The organism is Streptomyces sp. NPDC104202 (genome assembly GCF_055584185.1).
On sequence record NZ_JBVJMN010000084.1, the window covers coordinates 1 to 13,258 of the forward strand.

The window sequence follows — 13,258 nt, forward strand, 5'->3', positions numbered from 1 at the left end:
TCCCCCCCCCCCCCCCCCCCCCCCCCCCCGCCCCCCCCCCCCCGCACAACACACCCCCCCCCCCCCCCCCCCCCCCCCCCCCCCCCCCCCCCCCCCGCCCCCACTCAGAGAGGAAGCACATGAACGAGCAGCAGATCGTCACCGTCCCCAACGAGCGGGGCGGCGACGGGAAGACGAGCACGGCGGACGCGGAGGCGGCGCGGGTGCCGGTCACCGCGCACCACCTCGACCTGGACGTCGCGGCCCTCGCCGTGGCGGCGGGACTCGGCGACGACATGTCGGTGACGCTGACGATCGCGAACCACGACCACAAGGGCTCGCACGCGGTGGTCTGGAGTGTGCGGTACCTGAACGGCGGCAGCCTCACCGCGGCCGTCGAGGCGCTGGCCGAGCGGGCGACCGACGACCTGGAGGCGCTGCCGGCCCTGTTCGCCGAGCGGGAGCAGAAGCCGGAGGCCGGGCAGTGAGCGAGCTGACGCGCGAGACGCTGGCCGCCGGCCTGCGCAACGGGGCGCAGCGGGACTGCACCCGGGCGGCCGTGGAGCTGCTGATCGAGCACGGGGTGTGGCTGGACGCGGCCGTGGACGAGGAGCGGGAGGAGTCGCCGAACTACGTGCGCGAGTTCTTCCGGTTCGGGACGGTCGGCGGCGAGCCGCACGCCCGGGTGGCGTGGCGGGCGATGCACGAGCACCTGGAGACGGCCGGCCACAGCTACGGCACGACCGGGCCGAAGATGTTCGGGCTGGCGGCGTCGCTGGCGGCCGGGGTACCGATCGACGTGCAGCGGCTCGTGGAGGGCCTGGACATCGAGCACGCGCGGATGGTCGTGAACGCCGTGGCGAGCGCGGCGCACCGGCAGGCGTGGGCGGCGACGCGCGCGGTGCTGGAGGACTACGACGCGCAGGGATCGTTGACGGCCTGGGTGTGAGGGTTGCGTGACGGTGCGGCCGGGCCGCGAGGAAGACAACTTGTCTTCGCGGCCCGGCCGTTGCCGTCTGGCAATCACCCGCTCAAATTAGGTTTCAGAGCGTTTGAATGCTAGACTGAAAGTGCAAGGACAAGCCGCCACCCCACGAAAGGGGAACGCAGTGCACCGGATAACGGGAGAGAGCTGACAGAATGCGCGCGACATCCGAAGTAGCGACGCCGCAAACCAGCGAGCGCGTGAAGCGTACGGACCTCATAGGAGAACCAGTGGGCACACGCCTGTCCAAGACGACCTACGTCACCAACAGCGCGATCGACGTGGCCGCCGCCGCCGTCGGCACGCACAAGCCCGGCCCCCGCATCTACCTCGTCGTCAGCCGCAAGGGCGGCGTCGGCAAGTCCACCTTCGTGGCCCAGCTCTCGGCGGTCACGGCCGAAACCCTCGGCCCCGACCCCATCACGGGAGACCCCGTGGTCGCCGCCATCAGCGCCGACCCGCAGGGCTCGCTCAAGTGGTGGATGGGCAACATCGACAACACGTCCGACGAGGGCGCCCCGTTCGTCTACATCCAGCTCACCGACGACGGCGACCTTGAGCACCTGTCCCGCCTGCGCGAACTGCCCTTCCGGCACCTCTTCGTGGACACCCCGGGCTGGATGGACATCAAGGAAGACACCCAGCTCCTCGGCGACAGCCGAGAGGCCAAGATCATGCGCACGCTGCTCGCGCAGGCCGACGGCGTCATCGTGCCCGTCGAGCCCGAGCCGCTGTCGTGGGAGCCGACGATCAGCACGATCGAACAGGTCGTGAAGCCGTCCGGCGTCCCGTACGTGTGCGTCGTCAACAACTGGGAGCCGCGCGACGGCTCCCAGGAGCACCACCCCGACCGGGACAACTGCATCGCGTTCATCGACGGCATGGGCTGGAACCGCGCCCACAACACCGTGCGCCGCTACCGCGTCCACGCACAGGCCCCGCTCAACGGCCTCGTGTGCACCAGGTACCGGCAGAACCGCATGGAGCTGAACGCCGCGCTCGACTTCTACAAGCTCGCCGTAGAGCTCGGGCTCGGCAAGGCGCAGCCGCGCGTCGACACGATCACGAACCGTCTTGAGCCGAAGGATGCAGTGCAGTAATGGCCACGAAGAACCGCGGCAACGCCCGCACCCGTAACCGCGAGTCGAACCTCGCCGCCCTCCTCGGCCGCAAGAACGGCGGCCCGGCCGCCGAACCGGTCGTCGACGACCTGCCCCCGGCCGAGCCCGTCGAGGAGGCGTGGCCCCCGGCCGAGCCCGTCGACGACGAGGCCGCCCCGGCGCTGGCCGCCGTCCCCGACCCGCGCCACGAGGTCGAGCCCGAGCCGGAGGAGGCCCCGGCCGAGCCCGCCGAGGCCGAGGCCGTCGTCGAGGCGGAGCCCGAGCCGGTCGCCGAGGAGACCCCGGCGGAGCCCGAGCCCGAGGCCGTCGTCGAGCCCGAGGCCGTCGTCGAGCCCGAGGTCGAGGAGACCCCGGCCGTCGAGGTCGTCGAGCCCGAGCCGGTCACCGAGGTCGTCGAGGACGACGGGGTCGTGGAGGCCGAAGTCGTCGGCGAGGAGCCGGAGGCGGCGCCCGAGCCGGTCGCCGAGATCGTCGTCGACACCACGGCGCCGAGCAACGTGATCGCCCTGCGGCCGCAGAGCGCGGGTACCAGCGAGCTGGAGATCCAGCGCAAGAAGCTGCTCCCCGAGCTGCCGACGATGTCGCACCCGCCGGCCACCGCGACGCCGGTCGAGAAGCTGGACCACTACGAGGCGCTGTTCGCCGGGGCCAACCGCGGCCTCGGGCTCACGGTCGACCTGGCCAAGCGCGAGATGCTGCTGTACCTCGGCTTCACCCTCGAACCGGTCCGGGACGACGAGCTGTGGAAGGCCGACCCGACCCGCGAGTTCGAGAGCTTCGACGACTACTGCATGCAGCAGTGGGGGTTCTCGGGCGACTACGCGAACAAGCAGATCCGGGCCAGGCCCATCATCGAGATCCTGCGCGGCGTCACGGCGAAGGAGTTCAAGGAGGGCACGCTGCGCCCGCTGATCCGGGTCCGCAGCTCGATCCTGTCGAAGTTCGAGCAGGTCGGCGGGCAGTCCACGGAAGAGGCGCTGCAGGCCGGGGCTCAGGCCGTCCTGGACACGTGGTTCGAGGCCGAGTCGTACGGCTCGACGTCGGCGGCGAACCTGGAGAAGGCGGCGAAGGCCCTCGGGTTCATCAAGGCCGGGCAGCCCGATCCGTCCGACGAGCCGGAGGTCATCGACGGCGAGGTGGTCTCCGAGACGGAGACGGTCGTCGAGGTCGTCCAGGTCAAGCCGCTCACGCCGAAGGAGAAGGCCGAGGTGTGGCTCAAGCCGCTGGCCGACACCGTGGCGACCGACGACACCAAGGACCTGACGGCGCAGATCAAGGCGACGCGGGAACTGCTGGAACGCCTTGAGGTGCAGCTCAAGGCACGGCAGAGCGAGGAGCGGGCCCGCGCCCGCGCCGCGAAGGCCGCCGCGAAGGCGGAGGCCGAGCCCGAGGGGGAGCCGGTCGAGGAGACCGCCACCGAGGAGTAGGAAGACAACTTGTCTCCGGGGCCCCGGCCCGTCGCCACCACGGCGACGGGCCGGGGCCCTTCCCCGTGCCGGAGCACCCGCGCGGCGGACATACGGCGGGCACCCGGCCACGTACGGTGAGCGGCAGTGGCACGCGCATGGCGTCCGCTGTCGGCGGCGGTCCCTCCGGCAGCGGACTGCCCAAGGCCCCACAAGTTCCCCACAGCCCCGTTCGTGGTGGTGCGCACCCTTTCCTACCCGCGAGGCGTCCCAGGCGGCCCAAGAGCCCCACAAGGCCCCCCGGGCATCGGCTACCGTGATCGGCCGCAAGTTCCCCCCGAATCAGGACAGATGGGTAACCCATGGCCAACGCTCCCGCCCAGACGACCGCCGACCTGTTCGCCGGCCTCCGGCAGCTCGAAGCCCAGCTCTCCGAACGCCGCGACGCACTGGAACATGGCCGGGAGCTCATCGCCCGCCGGATCAACGACGTCGACCGAGAACTGTCCGAGGTCGCCGCCGCCTACAACGTCCTGCAGAAGCTCGCGCACGGCGACGCCGTCGCCGACCACGAGGCGCACGTCGCCGCCGTCCGCGAGACCGACTACGTGGTGAACCTGTCCCTCGGCGACCTCCCCGCGGACTCCGGCGAGGAACACCCGCCGCCCGCCCTGGAGGCCGTGCCCGCCCCCCGCGAACCCGAGCCGGAGAAGACCGCCCCCGGGCGGAAGAAGCGCGGCGTCGTGCTCAAGGAAATCGCGGAGGTCGCCGCCAGGCCGATCGCGGTCGAGCTCGCCCCGAGCGCCGTCAAGGCGAGGAAGACAGCCGCCGCCCCGCCGAAGCCGCGCCGCGAACGGGTCCGTGAGCTCCTGGCCGGCTCCGGCGAGCCGATGACGGCCCGGCAGGTCGCCGAGGCCCTGGGCCACGACGGCAAGGACAAGCCGAAGGTCGAGGCCGCCCGCTCCCTGCTGAACTCGATGCTCGCCAAGGGCGAGGCCAGCCGCCAGGGCCGGGGCCTGTACGCCGCCCCCTGACGGGAATACGCCCGCCGGCGTGCCGGGCTGCACCAGGTACCGGCACGTCAGGAGGGCCCCATGCTCCGCGGAATCGACGTCAGCGCGCACAACAAGACGTTCAGCACAAAGGACTCCAGCTTCGTGTTCGTGAAGGCCACCGAGGGCCGCACGTACACCAACCCGCTGCAGAAGAAGCAGGCCAAGCAGGTCCGCGACGCCGGGAAGGTCCTCGGCTTCTACCACTTCCTGTGGCCCGGGAACATCGACGCCCAGGCCCTGTACTTCGTCGAGCAGGCCGACTCCCGGCGCACCGACCCCCTCGTCTGCGACTGGGAGACCACCGGGCAGGGAGGCCCCGCGGCCACCTGCGCCGAGAAGGACCAGTTCCTCGCCGAGGTCAAGCGGCTGCGCCCCACCCACCGCGTGCTGCTCTACTGCAACCGGGACTTCTGGCTGACCCGGGACACCACCTCGAACGCCGGCGACGGCCTGTGGATCGCCGACTACGTCACCGCCGGGCGGCCGCGCATCAAGGCACCGTGGCTGTTCCACCAGTGGACGGACACCCCGCTCGACCAGAACGTGGCCGCGTTCGCGTCCGACAAGGAGCTGCGGACGTGGGCCGACTCCGCCTGAGAGACGACACGCCGAGCACCTGACACGAACGGCCCTACCTCCCGCGCGCCGGTCATGCGAACGGGTGAGGCTTGAGGTATGGACGCCACGTCATACGCCGCCGTCGCCGCCGTCGCCTTCGGGCTCGGCGTCATCTTCGCGTGCGGGCTGGGCCTCGGCCTGGCGGCCGCCATCCGCCTGCAGCGCCGCATCGAACGCGTAGAGCGCCGCTACAAGAGCCTCGCTCAGATCGAGGAACATCGCACCTCGGGCGGCGGCGGACCGGCCACCGGCCGGCACCGCGTCGGCACGCCGCTGTACGACATCGAGCAGCCGCCCCCGCCGATGGTCCGCCCCCGCGACCCGCACGGCACCCACGCAGAGGCGCCCCATGCGTGACCGCCTGCGCCGCGCCTTCGACCGGTGGTGGGACAAGGCCAGCGAGAACGCCCGGATCGCGGCCGCGAGCCTCGCCCACCTCGCCGCGCTCGCCCTGATCGCGGGCGGCGCCTACTCCGCCCTGTACGCCTGCTACGGCCCCGGAGGGTCCTTCCATGGCTGACGAGTCCGGCATCCCGCACCAGGGGCGCATCCCCCACCCGTCCCTGCAGGGAGAGAGCCGCACCGTGTTCCTGCGCTCGACGCCGACGACCGGCGAGACGCTGGCCCTGATCGGCGGCGTCACCCTCGCGGTGTGCGTCGTCCTCGGCTGGGCGTCCGTCCTCGTCGCGCACGTCCTCACCCCGGCGTGGACGCTGTGAGCGCCACCATGCACAGCGCTCTCCTGCGCGCCGCCGCGTCCGCGACGCTCCTCGTCGTCCTGGCCCTCGGCGCCTACCAGCCGACGCCCGACGCAGCGCTGCCGCAGCCGGCGCCCGGCCCGGCCCCGGCCGCCGACGTCCTCATCCCGTACCCGGCCGAGCCCGCCTGGCTGCACACGTGCGTCACCGGCGACGAGCCTTCGTGCCCCGAGGCCAACGAGGAGTCCACCCTGATGACGTGGCGCCCACAGGACTTCTTCGACGTGTGATCGAGCTGGTCGACCGTCTGCCCGGCCTGCCGTACACGGCCGGGCGGATGCTCGTCTACAACGAGACCGACCTCTCCCTCCCGCAGTTCTGGCAGCTGGTCAACGCCGCCATCGACGACCCCGAATGCCGCGCCGCCTACCCGGTGACGCTCCGCCGGCTCGACGAGCTGAGAGAGCGCCGCCGGGCCGCCCGATGAGGAGAACGCCGTGGCCTACCGCCAGGACGAGGTGGACCGGCTCGCCGCCGCGATAGCCGCGCGCGCGAAGGTCGCCGCCGAGCTGCCCGAGGGCCACCCGGTGCGCGCCCGCTACCTCCAGGACATCGAGGAGCTGGACGAGGAGCGCCGTGCGGCCGAGAACGGCGCCCACACCGACCGGTGGGCCCGCGCCTGCGGCCTCGGCGCGGTCGGCGTCCTCGTCGCCGCGACCGGCCTGCCCACCGGCATCCTCCTCGGCGTCCTGTGCGCGGCCGTCGCCGTCGCCCTGGTCGCGAAGAAGCTGTGAAGCTGACCCGCCGGCGCCTGGCGATCCTCAAGCTGATGGCCAACGGGTACGGCGACAGGGAGATCGCCGCCCGGCTGGGCCTGAGCATCCACACGGTGCGCGACCACTACCGGTACGGCATCAAGCGCGAGCTGGGCGCCCGCAACCGTGAGCACGCCGTGGCGATCGGCTTCGCCACCGGCGTGCTGACGGTGAAGGACCTGGAGCTGACCTGACGCCCCGTAGGCTGACCGGTATGACCGACTTCGCCGAGCGCACCCTGTGGGTCGAGCGCTCCGTCCACTACGGGTGCCACGACTCGATGACAGCGAACCACCAGAAGGCCATGGACGACCTCCAGGTCCTCGTGAAGGCCGCCGACCTGGAGATGCCCGACACCGTGGAGGTGGCGATCACCGGCCACCGCGCGGACGAGGGCGCCGAGTGGACCGCCCTCAAGGACGGCGACGAGGTCCCGGCCGACGCCCCGTACGTCCGCGTCACCTGGACGGCGACCCTGCGCGTCCCGGCGGCCGCCCGGTGACCGCCCCGGCCGAAGAGCGCGTGGTGGACCCGGTGGAGGCCGCCGAGAGCGCGGCCCGCCTGTTCGCCGGGCTGACCAAGGCGTTCAACGACCTGGTGCCGGTCATGCGGTCCATGGTCGACCAGTGGGCGCAGGTCGGCCGGGCCCTGCAGGACGCCGGCCTCCTCGACGACAACCTGCGGCCGGTGCAGCAACGCAGCGGCCGAGCCGCCCAGCAGTCGCCGTACGGGCCTGCGGGAAAGCGGCCCGCGAGAGGCTGAACCGCGGCTACCGTCGAGGGATGACGACGACCGCCGACAGCCCCGCGGGCTTCCACACACCGGACCCGGAGGACGCGCACTGCTGCGCCCTCGGGAAGATCAGCGCCCAGCACTTCCACAACGCGCGCCAGAGCCCGAAGCCGGAAGTGCGGGCCCTGGCGCCCACTCACGTCGTGACGTGGGTCGAGCACTTCGTCGAGACCCATCCCGAACGCGAGCTGGAGCCGACGCCGGGCTGCGCCGAGTGCCTGGAGTTCGGCATGGGCAGGCCGCCGAGGCTCACCGATGTCCAGTGGGAGCACCTGGTGCGCGAGCACCGCGCGGTACACCTGCTGCTGCCCACGGTGCTGCTCGACGCCGTGACCCCGGGCGCGTAACCGCCCACAGCGCGTGATCGTTCGGTTACAGTGAGCGTGCGCGGGTCCGGACGAACGTCCCCGCGCGCAGCGAACACCCCCCCCGTTCGCACCAGCACCGCCCCGGCCATCCCCCCCCGGCCGGGGCGGACGCATATCCGGAGGACCCGTGGCCAGCGCCTACCACCACCCCCGCCACCCCTGCGGCGGCACCGACCTCTACCTCTCCGAGCGCGCACGGCTGCGCCTCGCCACCCACCGGCACCCCGGCGGACCCAACGAGGCTCTGGTCCAGCTCGGCCGCGCCATCGCCTCCCTGCGCCGCGAGCCCGAACCCCGCTCGATCGCCGACATGCTGATGCGCCTGCGCTCCCGCTGCGCCGCACTCACCAGCGCCGAGGTGACCGACGTCGCCACCCTCACCGCGGCCATGAACCTGATGCCCGCCGCCGTGCCGCTGCTCCGCGCCGCCCTGGAGCGCGCTGCCGCAGACGGCCTCGTCCAGCGCGCCGGACGCAGCGCGTACGGAGAGATGCTGTTCGCCCTCCAGCCGGCCGCCGCCGCCGCTACGGTGATCGATCATGAGCACCGATCAGTCCCCCGACCTGCCGCCGCTGATGACGTTCGGCCAGATCGAACCGCACTTCCTCGCCGGAGCTGAGATCGCACGAGCCGGCTGGGCACGCGCCGGCAAGTGCTGGAAGTACGAGCCCGCCGGCACCGACGACCAGGGCCGCCCCCGCGCGGAGACCATCCTGCAGCGCTACGAGACCGGCGAATGGGGCCCGCCCGAGCTGACCCCCCGCTCGCTGCTCGCGAAGGACTGGTTCGTCGGCGTCTCCGGCCGCGAGCGCCCCACCGCGCCCCTCCCGCCCGCTCCGCGCCACGCCGAGGAGCGACGCCGCACCCTCCAGGACGACTGGTACGCCATCGCCGCAGAGCTCGACGAGCCCACGGCCGAAGCCGTCCGCCGCACGTGCGCCACCTCCGTGGAGCACAACTCCCTGCACCTGATCGCCCAGACCCCCGAGGACGCTGACCTGCTGCGCGCGGCCTCCGGGCCGATCCTCGAAGCGCTCGGCATGTACCGGCTCGACGTCGGCGCCTTCTACGTCACGCTGGCCGCGTAGCCGGCACCTGGTCCGACGGCGGCGCCTCGTGCGTCAGGCACGTCCTGTAGATGTGGCCGTTCTCGCGCGGCAGCGCCACGGCGCGCAGCACCACCACCCGGGCCGTCGGCACGATCTCGTGCTCCGGCACACCGATCTCCCGCAGCAGCTCGATGTCCGGCTCCTCCACCACCGTGTCCAGGAGCCCGACCTCGACCTGCTGGACACGGTGGACCGTCACCCGTGCCCACTGCTTGAGCGCCGCGCCGTCGATCTCCGCCCACCCGTCGAGGATGAGCGGCGCCCCGGCGGCGGCCTGGCGCATCCGCTCCAGCCACGGTTCGAAGATGTTCGCCAGCTCCTCGGGCTCCTCGGCCGCCCACACGCCCAGGCGCGCCGACAGCTCGACCTCGCAGTGGGACAGGAGGTTCGCCGCGCCCGGCCGGTCGAGCACCGGATGCGGCGTGGCCGTCAGTTCCAGGCGCAGCGACTCTTCGAGGAACCGGTCCCCGGACGCGGGCGTGACGGCGAAGGTCTGCAGGCGGAACGCGTTGTTCATGGCCGGACCCTACCGGCCGTGGCGAAGACAATCTGTCTCCCGGCGCCGTGCCACACTGGCGGAAGGCGACGCACGTCTGTCACGCGGAAACCGTGACACCCGGAACCCCGGCATAGCCGTGCGGGCCTGCGGGCGCGACCGGTCCACGCCGGGCGCGCCCTTCCTCCATCCGGGGCCCCTTCAACCCGCCCCGTGAAGCGATCATCCCCCCGGGATAGGCACCCCCTACGATGCCCGTATCAGTGATCAACTTGTTCCGGATAACAGCCCGTTCACCACTCTCGGTGCCGCACTCGCGCGGCCCGGCCCCGGGCTTTGCCCACGCGCCGTGACCCACCACTAGGCCCCTAGATGGTAAACAGGCTGTTATCCGGAATAGGTGATCTGGGAAGATGCGCCCCATGAGCACCCCTGGAGAGATCACCGAGCCGGGCACCCGGCACCTGCGCACACACGTCACGCGGCAGAGGACCCCCGAGGGCGACGTCCACCTGACCTCCTTCGTCCAGGAGGTCGAGGTGCCCTACCTCCCTCACCACACCCGGCCCGTGGCCGCGCTCGTCGTCTTCGCCTCCACCGACCCGGACGAGGTCGCCGTCGAGCTCTCCGGTACCCCCGAGTCGATCGCCGCCCTGCGCGCCGCGCTCCCCGTGCTCCTGAGGGAGATGGAGCGGTGAAGTGGGCCGACCCGTACATGCTGCGCGACCACTGGCTCAACCAGGGGCGGGCGCGCGGCGCCGGAGCGTTCGGAGCGGAGACTCACGAGAACTACGGCCGTGACCTCGGCGTGCTGTGCGAGGACGGCCGCCCCCTGGACCTGGTGCGCCTGCACGAGTGGAAGAGCGCCCGGGACGCCGCCGCCCGCGCCGGGGAGCCGTTCGGTGTCGACCCGCCGCCGCTGGGCTGGATCCAGTTCATCGGCGATCTGATCTGGGAGGCGACTCCGTTCCACGTGGACGCGTGGCTGAACCAGTGGCCGGCGGCCGCCGCCCGCTCCCGGGCCCGGCGCCGCTCCTCGCTGTTCTCCTTCTACGAGCACGCCGTGCGCGAGGGTGTCGTGCCGGGCAACCCGGTACGGGCGATCCGGCCCGGGGTGAGCGCGGGCCTGCCAGGCAGGGTGAAGCTCACCCGGCGTCAGGCCGGGATGCTGCGCTCGGCGGCCGACCGATACGCCGAGCCACGTGACCGGCTGCTGATCTACCTGCTGCTCGCCCGGCTGCGGCCCTTCCAGGCCACGGGGATCTGGCTGGAGCGCACGTTCCGCGAGCAGCACCGCGTGGTGTCGAAGATCCCGGTCAAGGGCGGCGGGTACGCGCCCGAGCCGTGGGAGTGGCCGGCCGAGTGCGTCGAGGCGCTGGACGCGTACGTGCCGGACTTCCGCATCGTGCGGCCGCCGTACTCCTCCAAGGAGCAGGGGCCGCTGTTCACCTCGCGCAACGGCCGGCAGCTCGACGCCGACAAGATGCCCCGGGTGATCGTCCGGCAGATCGCGGAGCTCCACCCGGGCCTGGCGGAGATCGCACCGCGGATCACGGCCGACGGCGTAGCGTTGGGGCCTTCCCCCTTCGAGGACGACGACCAGGAGCAGGCCGGTGGACAAGGAGCAGGTGCGGGAGCTCGCGGCGGCGAACACCGAGCGGGCGGCGGCGTGGCTGCGCGGTGACGGCCTGGACCGATTCCGTGTCGAGATGACGATCGTCGGCGAGAACGGGCGGCCGGGGACGTCCGGGTTCGACCTGTGGGCGGCCGACGCGCGGGGGGCGCTGGAGAAGGCCAAGCACGCGTGGAACGTGCTGTGGCAGCGCAACGGCGCGGCGGGCGCGGTCGAGTACGTGGTGGCCGTGTACCGTCCCGACCGTGCCATGGGCGAAGAGGCCCTGGTGGCGGAGAAGATCCAGCTGGTGCTGATGCCGGACGCGGACGAGATGGGAGATCCCGGTGAGCGATGAGGAGCGGTTCGCCGAGGGCGGCGTGGTCCTGCCGGAGGCCCTGGCGGACGTCGGCGAGGACGTCGACTGCGGGCCGCTGCCGCCGCTGCGCGCCTCGATCCGTATCGACCGGGAGAACCTGGGGCTGCTGCTCGCGGACACCCCGGAGGCGGTGGAGTTCCGGCGGCAGCTGGTGACCGGCGACTTCGGCGAGGGTGAGCCGGTGGACCCGCGGTCCGCCGGCGCCGGGATCCTCGTGCTGCCCGACGAGCTGGACGGCGGCGGTCCGGCCGCCCCGGCGGACGACGATCTGACGGCGCTCCTGGACGCCGCGCTGCTCCCGGCGCGCGGTCCGGTGCCCCGGGTTATCACGTGCGCGGGCGAGGACGTCGAGACGGTGTCGCAGGCCCTGGCGAAGGGGCAGCGGGAGGCGGCCGAGGCTGCCGAGGCCGAGCCGGGTCAGGGCGAGGGGTAGAGGGCGAAGTTCAGCTTCCGCCCGAGGTGGATCTGCAGTGACGGCACCAGGTAGTTGCCGACGTTCTCGACGAGGAACGTGACGTCGTCTTCGGTGGGCGCGGTGGCGTACAGGGTGCCGCACAGCTCCGCGACCAGGTTGATCTTGGCGACGGCCTCGCGGTGGTCGGGCTGGACGAGCGCGGTGGACAGATAGGCCCAGGCGGTGCGGACGGTGGGCCGCAGCGCGGGCACCGCGTCGGGGTCGAGGGGCCAGCGGTAGCCGGGGCCCTTCTCGCGGGCGACGCGGAACGCCTGCCACGCGGGCGGCCCGGCGTGGCCGTCGGCGTAGCCGATGTTCTTGGCGAGCGCGGCCCAGCCGTTGCCCTTGATGTAGCGGTGGCAGCGGGCGCAGGCGTACCAGAGGCCGGCCGCAATGGGGATGTCCATGGTGCGGCCGGTGCCGCCCATGTCGAACTGCTGGGACGTCTGGCCGCACGGGTAGGCCCACACGGCGGGGTCGTCGCTGCCGAGCGCAGGGCCGCAGAAGTCGCAGATCTTGCCGACGGCGTCCATCTCCATGGGGGCGGCGGTGACGTCGGCGCCAGGCGCCTGGAACCCGAAGAGGGCTTCGAAGGGGGTGCTGGGGGTGCTGTCCATGCGGGGCAGTATCACCCGTCTGCCGGCCGGCGCGCGGCGGTTCCCCGGGAGATCGTCAGTTCGTGGGCGGCGACTGGGACGACGGCGAGGCGTGGCGGTATGTGCCGTGCGCGGCGGAGGGCTGCGAGTGCGGCAACGAGTCGTGCGAGGCGTGTCCGGGGTGCGGGGACATCGAGGGGGCCTGCGGGTGTGTGTACGACCCGGTGGAGGGCTTCGTTCCCGAGGCCGGGGGGCCGGTGGTTGGGAGCTTGCGGCCGCCGCCGGTTGGCAGGCTCTACACCCCGGGGAATGGGGGCGGAGCAGGCGACGGCCGCGAAGCCCGAGGCGCAATGTCCTCATTGAGGAGAACGGCCTAGGCCATCGGAAGTAGCGGAGTTTTCCCGCCTGTTACACGACGGAATCCGGTCGGGCGAATGCATTACGAACGACACATCTTTTGTGCGGGCAGCTCCGAATCAGTGTGCCCTTGGGGCTCCTCGGACGGGCGGCGCGCGCGGGGGAAGAGCACGCCTCCCCACACTCCGTACTGCTCCCCCTCGGCGTCGGCGGAGGCGAGGCACTGCCAGCGGACGGGGCATGTCTGGCAGCCGCGTACCGCGGTCATGATGGAGCCGGTGTCCTTGAAGAACCAGGCGTCGGGGTTGTGCGCGCAGGGCACCCGGTAGGCGCGTGGGAGGCGGTCGAGGGCGTCGCGCAGGGCCAGGCGCTCGGGGGTCTCCAGGTGCCTGCCGGCGGGGTGGGTTCCGTGCATGAT

At 72.4% G+C, this 13,258-nt stretch carries 25 protein-coding genes; 22 read left to right on the forward strand and 3 right to left on the reverse strand.

Annotation, left to right across the window (positions count from 1 at the left end; translation table 11 throughout):
- Positions 1-119: 119 nt before the first annotated feature.
- From ACZ60W_RS34090 to ACZ60W_RS34175, 18 genes are all read left to right on the forward strand, one after another.
- On the forward strand, positions 120-467 hold the full coding sequence (locus ACZ60W_RS34090; protein WP_469759279.1) for a hypothetical protein: 348 nt from the start codon (positions 120-122) through the stop codon (positions 465-467).
- Positions 464-928 carry a hypothetical protein gene (locus tag ACZ60W_RS34095; protein ID WP_469759280.1) on the forward strand — a complete coding sequence of 155 codons (465 nt, stop codon included), beginning with the start codon at positions 464-466 and terminating at the stop codon, positions 926-928. Before ACZ60W_RS34090 ends, ACZ60W_RS34095 begins: the two co-directional genes overlap by 4 nt.
- A gap of 266 nt (positions 929-1,194) precedes the next feature.
- A complete protein-coding gene (locus tag ACZ60W_RS34100; protein WP_469759281.1) occupies positions 1,195-2,064 on the forward strand; it encodes a ParA family protein in 870 nt (289 codons plus the stop codon).
- Positions 2,064-3,512: a hypothetical protein gene (locus ACZ60W_RS34105; RefSeq protein ID WP_469759282.1), complete on the forward strand. Its 1,449-nt coding sequence runs from the start codon at positions 2,064-2,066 to the stop codon at positions 3,510-3,512. The genes ACZ60W_RS34100 and ACZ60W_RS34105 overlap by 1 nt, the downstream gene beginning before the upstream one ends.
- 341 nt (positions 3,513-3,853) lie before the next feature.
- Positions 3,854-4,525 (forward strand): hypothetical protein, encoded by a 672-nt coding sequence (locus ACZ60W_RS34110; RefSeq protein WP_469759283.1) that lies wholly within the window; start codon positions 3,854-3,856, stop codon positions 4,523-4,525.
- Between the two features lie 60 nt (positions 4,526-4,585).
- The gene (locus tag ACZ60W_RS34115; RefSeq protein ID WP_469759284.1) at positions 4,586-5,143 is read left to right on the forward strand and encodes a GH25 family lysozyme; all 558 of its coding nucleotides are present in this window, start codon (positions 4,586-4,588) and stop codon (positions 5,141-5,143) included.
- 78 nt (positions 5,144-5,221) lie between these two features.
- Entirely contained in the window at positions 5,222-5,521 is a 300-nt protein-coding gene (locus ACZ60W_RS34120; RefSeq protein WP_469759285.1) for a hypothetical protein, read from the forward strand.
- Positions 5,514-5,684: a hypothetical protein gene (locus ACZ60W_RS34125; protein ID WP_469759286.1), complete on the forward strand. Its 171-nt coding sequence runs from the start codon at positions 5,514-5,516 to the stop codon at positions 5,682-5,684. The genes ACZ60W_RS34120 and ACZ60W_RS34125 overlap by 8 nt, the downstream gene beginning before the upstream one ends.
- Positions 5,677-5,883 (forward strand): hypothetical protein, encoded by a 207-nt coding sequence (locus tag ACZ60W_RS34130; protein WP_469759287.1) that lies wholly within the window; start codon positions 5,677-5,679, stop codon positions 5,881-5,883. The genes ACZ60W_RS34125 and ACZ60W_RS34130 overlap by 8 nt, the downstream gene beginning before the upstream one ends.
- Before the next feature lie 8 nt (positions 5,884-5,891).
- Positions 5,892-6,152, forward strand: a complete 261-nt coding sequence (locus ACZ60W_RS34135) for a hypothetical protein (protein ID WP_469759288.1) — start codon at positions 5,892-5,894, stop codon at positions 6,150-6,152.
- The gene (locus ACZ60W_RS34140) at positions 6,149-6,349 is read left to right on the forward strand and encodes a DUF3263 domain-containing protein (protein WP_469759289.1); all 201 of its coding nucleotides are present in this window, start codon (positions 6,149-6,151) and stop codon (positions 6,347-6,349) included. The genes ACZ60W_RS34135 and ACZ60W_RS34140 overlap by 4 nt, the downstream gene beginning before the upstream one ends.
- 10 nt (positions 6,350-6,359) lie before the next feature.
- Positions 6,360-6,656 carry a hypothetical protein gene (locus ACZ60W_RS34145; RefSeq protein ID WP_469759290.1) on the forward strand — a complete coding sequence of 99 codons (297 nt, stop codon included), beginning with the start codon at positions 6,360-6,362 and terminating at the stop codon, positions 6,654-6,656.
- Complete coding sequence (locus ACZ60W_RS34150) at positions 6,653-6,871, forward strand: response regulator transcription factor (RefSeq protein ID WP_469759291.1); 219 nt, start codon at positions 6,653-6,655, stop codon at positions 6,869-6,871. Before ACZ60W_RS34145 ends, ACZ60W_RS34150 begins: the two co-directional genes overlap by 4 nt.
- Positions 6,872-6,891: 20 nt before the next feature.
- Positions 6,892-7,179 carry a hypothetical protein gene (locus ACZ60W_RS34155; protein WP_469759292.1) on the forward strand — a complete coding sequence of 96 codons (288 nt, stop codon included), beginning with the start codon at positions 6,892-6,894 and terminating at the stop codon, positions 7,177-7,179.
- 23 nt (positions 7,180-7,202) lie between these two features.
- Complete coding sequence (locus ACZ60W_RS34160; protein WP_469759293.1) at positions 7,203-7,439, forward strand: hypothetical protein; 237 nt, start codon at positions 7,203-7,205, stop codon at positions 7,437-7,439.
- Positions 7,440-7,459: 20 nt separating this feature from the next.
- Positions 7,460-7,816, forward strand: a complete 357-nt coding sequence (locus ACZ60W_RS34165; protein WP_469759294.1) for a hypothetical protein — start codon at positions 7,460-7,462, stop codon at positions 7,814-7,816.
- A 148-nt stretch (positions 7,817-7,964) separates the two neighbouring features.
- A complete protein-coding gene (locus ACZ60W_RS34170; RefSeq protein WP_469759295.1) occupies positions 7,965-8,456 on the forward strand; it encodes a hypothetical protein in 492 nt (163 codons plus the stop codon).
- On the forward strand, positions 8,377-8,925 hold the full coding sequence (locus ACZ60W_RS34175; protein WP_469759296.1) for a Thoeris anti-defense Tad2 family protein: 549 nt from the start codon (positions 8,377-8,379) through the stop codon (positions 8,923-8,925). Before ACZ60W_RS34170 ends, ACZ60W_RS34175 begins: the two co-directional genes overlap by 80 nt.
- On the opposite strand, the gene ACZ60W_RS34180 is transcribed toward ACZ60W_RS34175, so the two are convergent.
- Entirely contained in the window at positions 8,909-9,463 is a 555-nt protein-coding gene (locus ACZ60W_RS34180) for a hypothetical protein (protein ID WP_469759297.1), read from the reverse strand. The two genes, ACZ60W_RS34175 and ACZ60W_RS34180, sit on opposite strands and share 17 nt — an antisense overlap.
- Positions 9,464-9,864: 401 nt before the next feature.
- On the opposite strand from ACZ60W_RS34180, the gene ACZ60W_RS34185 reads away from it, so the two are divergent.
- Genes ACZ60W_RS34185 through ACZ60W_RS34200 form a run of 4 tightly spaced genes read left to right on the forward strand, consistent with a single transcriptional unit; the run spans position 9,865 to position 11,866 of the window.
- Positions 9,865-10,140 carry a hypothetical protein gene (locus tag ACZ60W_RS34185; protein WP_469759298.1) on the forward strand — a complete coding sequence of 92 codons (276 nt, stop codon included), beginning with the start codon at positions 9,865-9,867 and terminating at the stop codon, positions 10,138-10,140.
- Positions 10,137-11,126 (forward strand): hypothetical protein, encoded by a 990-nt coding sequence (locus tag ACZ60W_RS34190; protein ID WP_469759299.1) that lies wholly within the window; start codon positions 10,137-10,139, stop codon positions 11,124-11,126. The genes ACZ60W_RS34185 and ACZ60W_RS34190 overlap by 4 nt, the downstream gene beginning before the upstream one ends.
- On the forward strand, positions 11,056-11,412 hold the full coding sequence (locus ACZ60W_RS34195) for a hypothetical protein (protein WP_469759300.1): 357 nt from the start codon (positions 11,056-11,058) through the stop codon (positions 11,410-11,412). Before ACZ60W_RS34190 ends, ACZ60W_RS34195 begins: the two co-directional genes overlap by 71 nt.
- The gene (locus tag ACZ60W_RS34200; protein WP_469759301.1) at positions 11,402-11,866 is read left to right on the forward strand and encodes a hypothetical protein; all 465 of its coding nucleotides are present in this window, start codon (positions 11,402-11,404) and stop codon (positions 11,864-11,866) included. The genes ACZ60W_RS34195 and ACZ60W_RS34200 overlap by 11 nt, the downstream gene beginning before the upstream one ends.
- Here the strand turns inward: ACZ60W_RS34200 and ACZ60W_RS34205 are convergent.
- Both ACZ60W_RS34205 and ACZ60W_RS34210 read right to left on the reverse strand, forming a co-directional pair.
- Positions 11,851-12,504 carry a hypothetical protein gene (locus ACZ60W_RS34205; protein WP_469759302.1) on the reverse strand — a complete coding sequence of 218 codons (654 nt, stop codon included), beginning with the start codon at positions 12,502-12,504 and terminating at the stop codon, positions 11,851-11,853. The genes ACZ60W_RS34200 and ACZ60W_RS34205 overlap by 16 nt on opposite strands.
- A 418-nt stretch (positions 12,505-12,922) precedes the next feature.
- Entirely contained in the window at positions 12,923-13,255 is a 333-nt protein-coding gene (locus ACZ60W_RS34210) for a WhiB family transcriptional regulator (RefSeq protein WP_469759303.1), read from the reverse strand.
- Between the last annotated feature and the right edge of the window lie 3 nt (positions 13,256-13,258).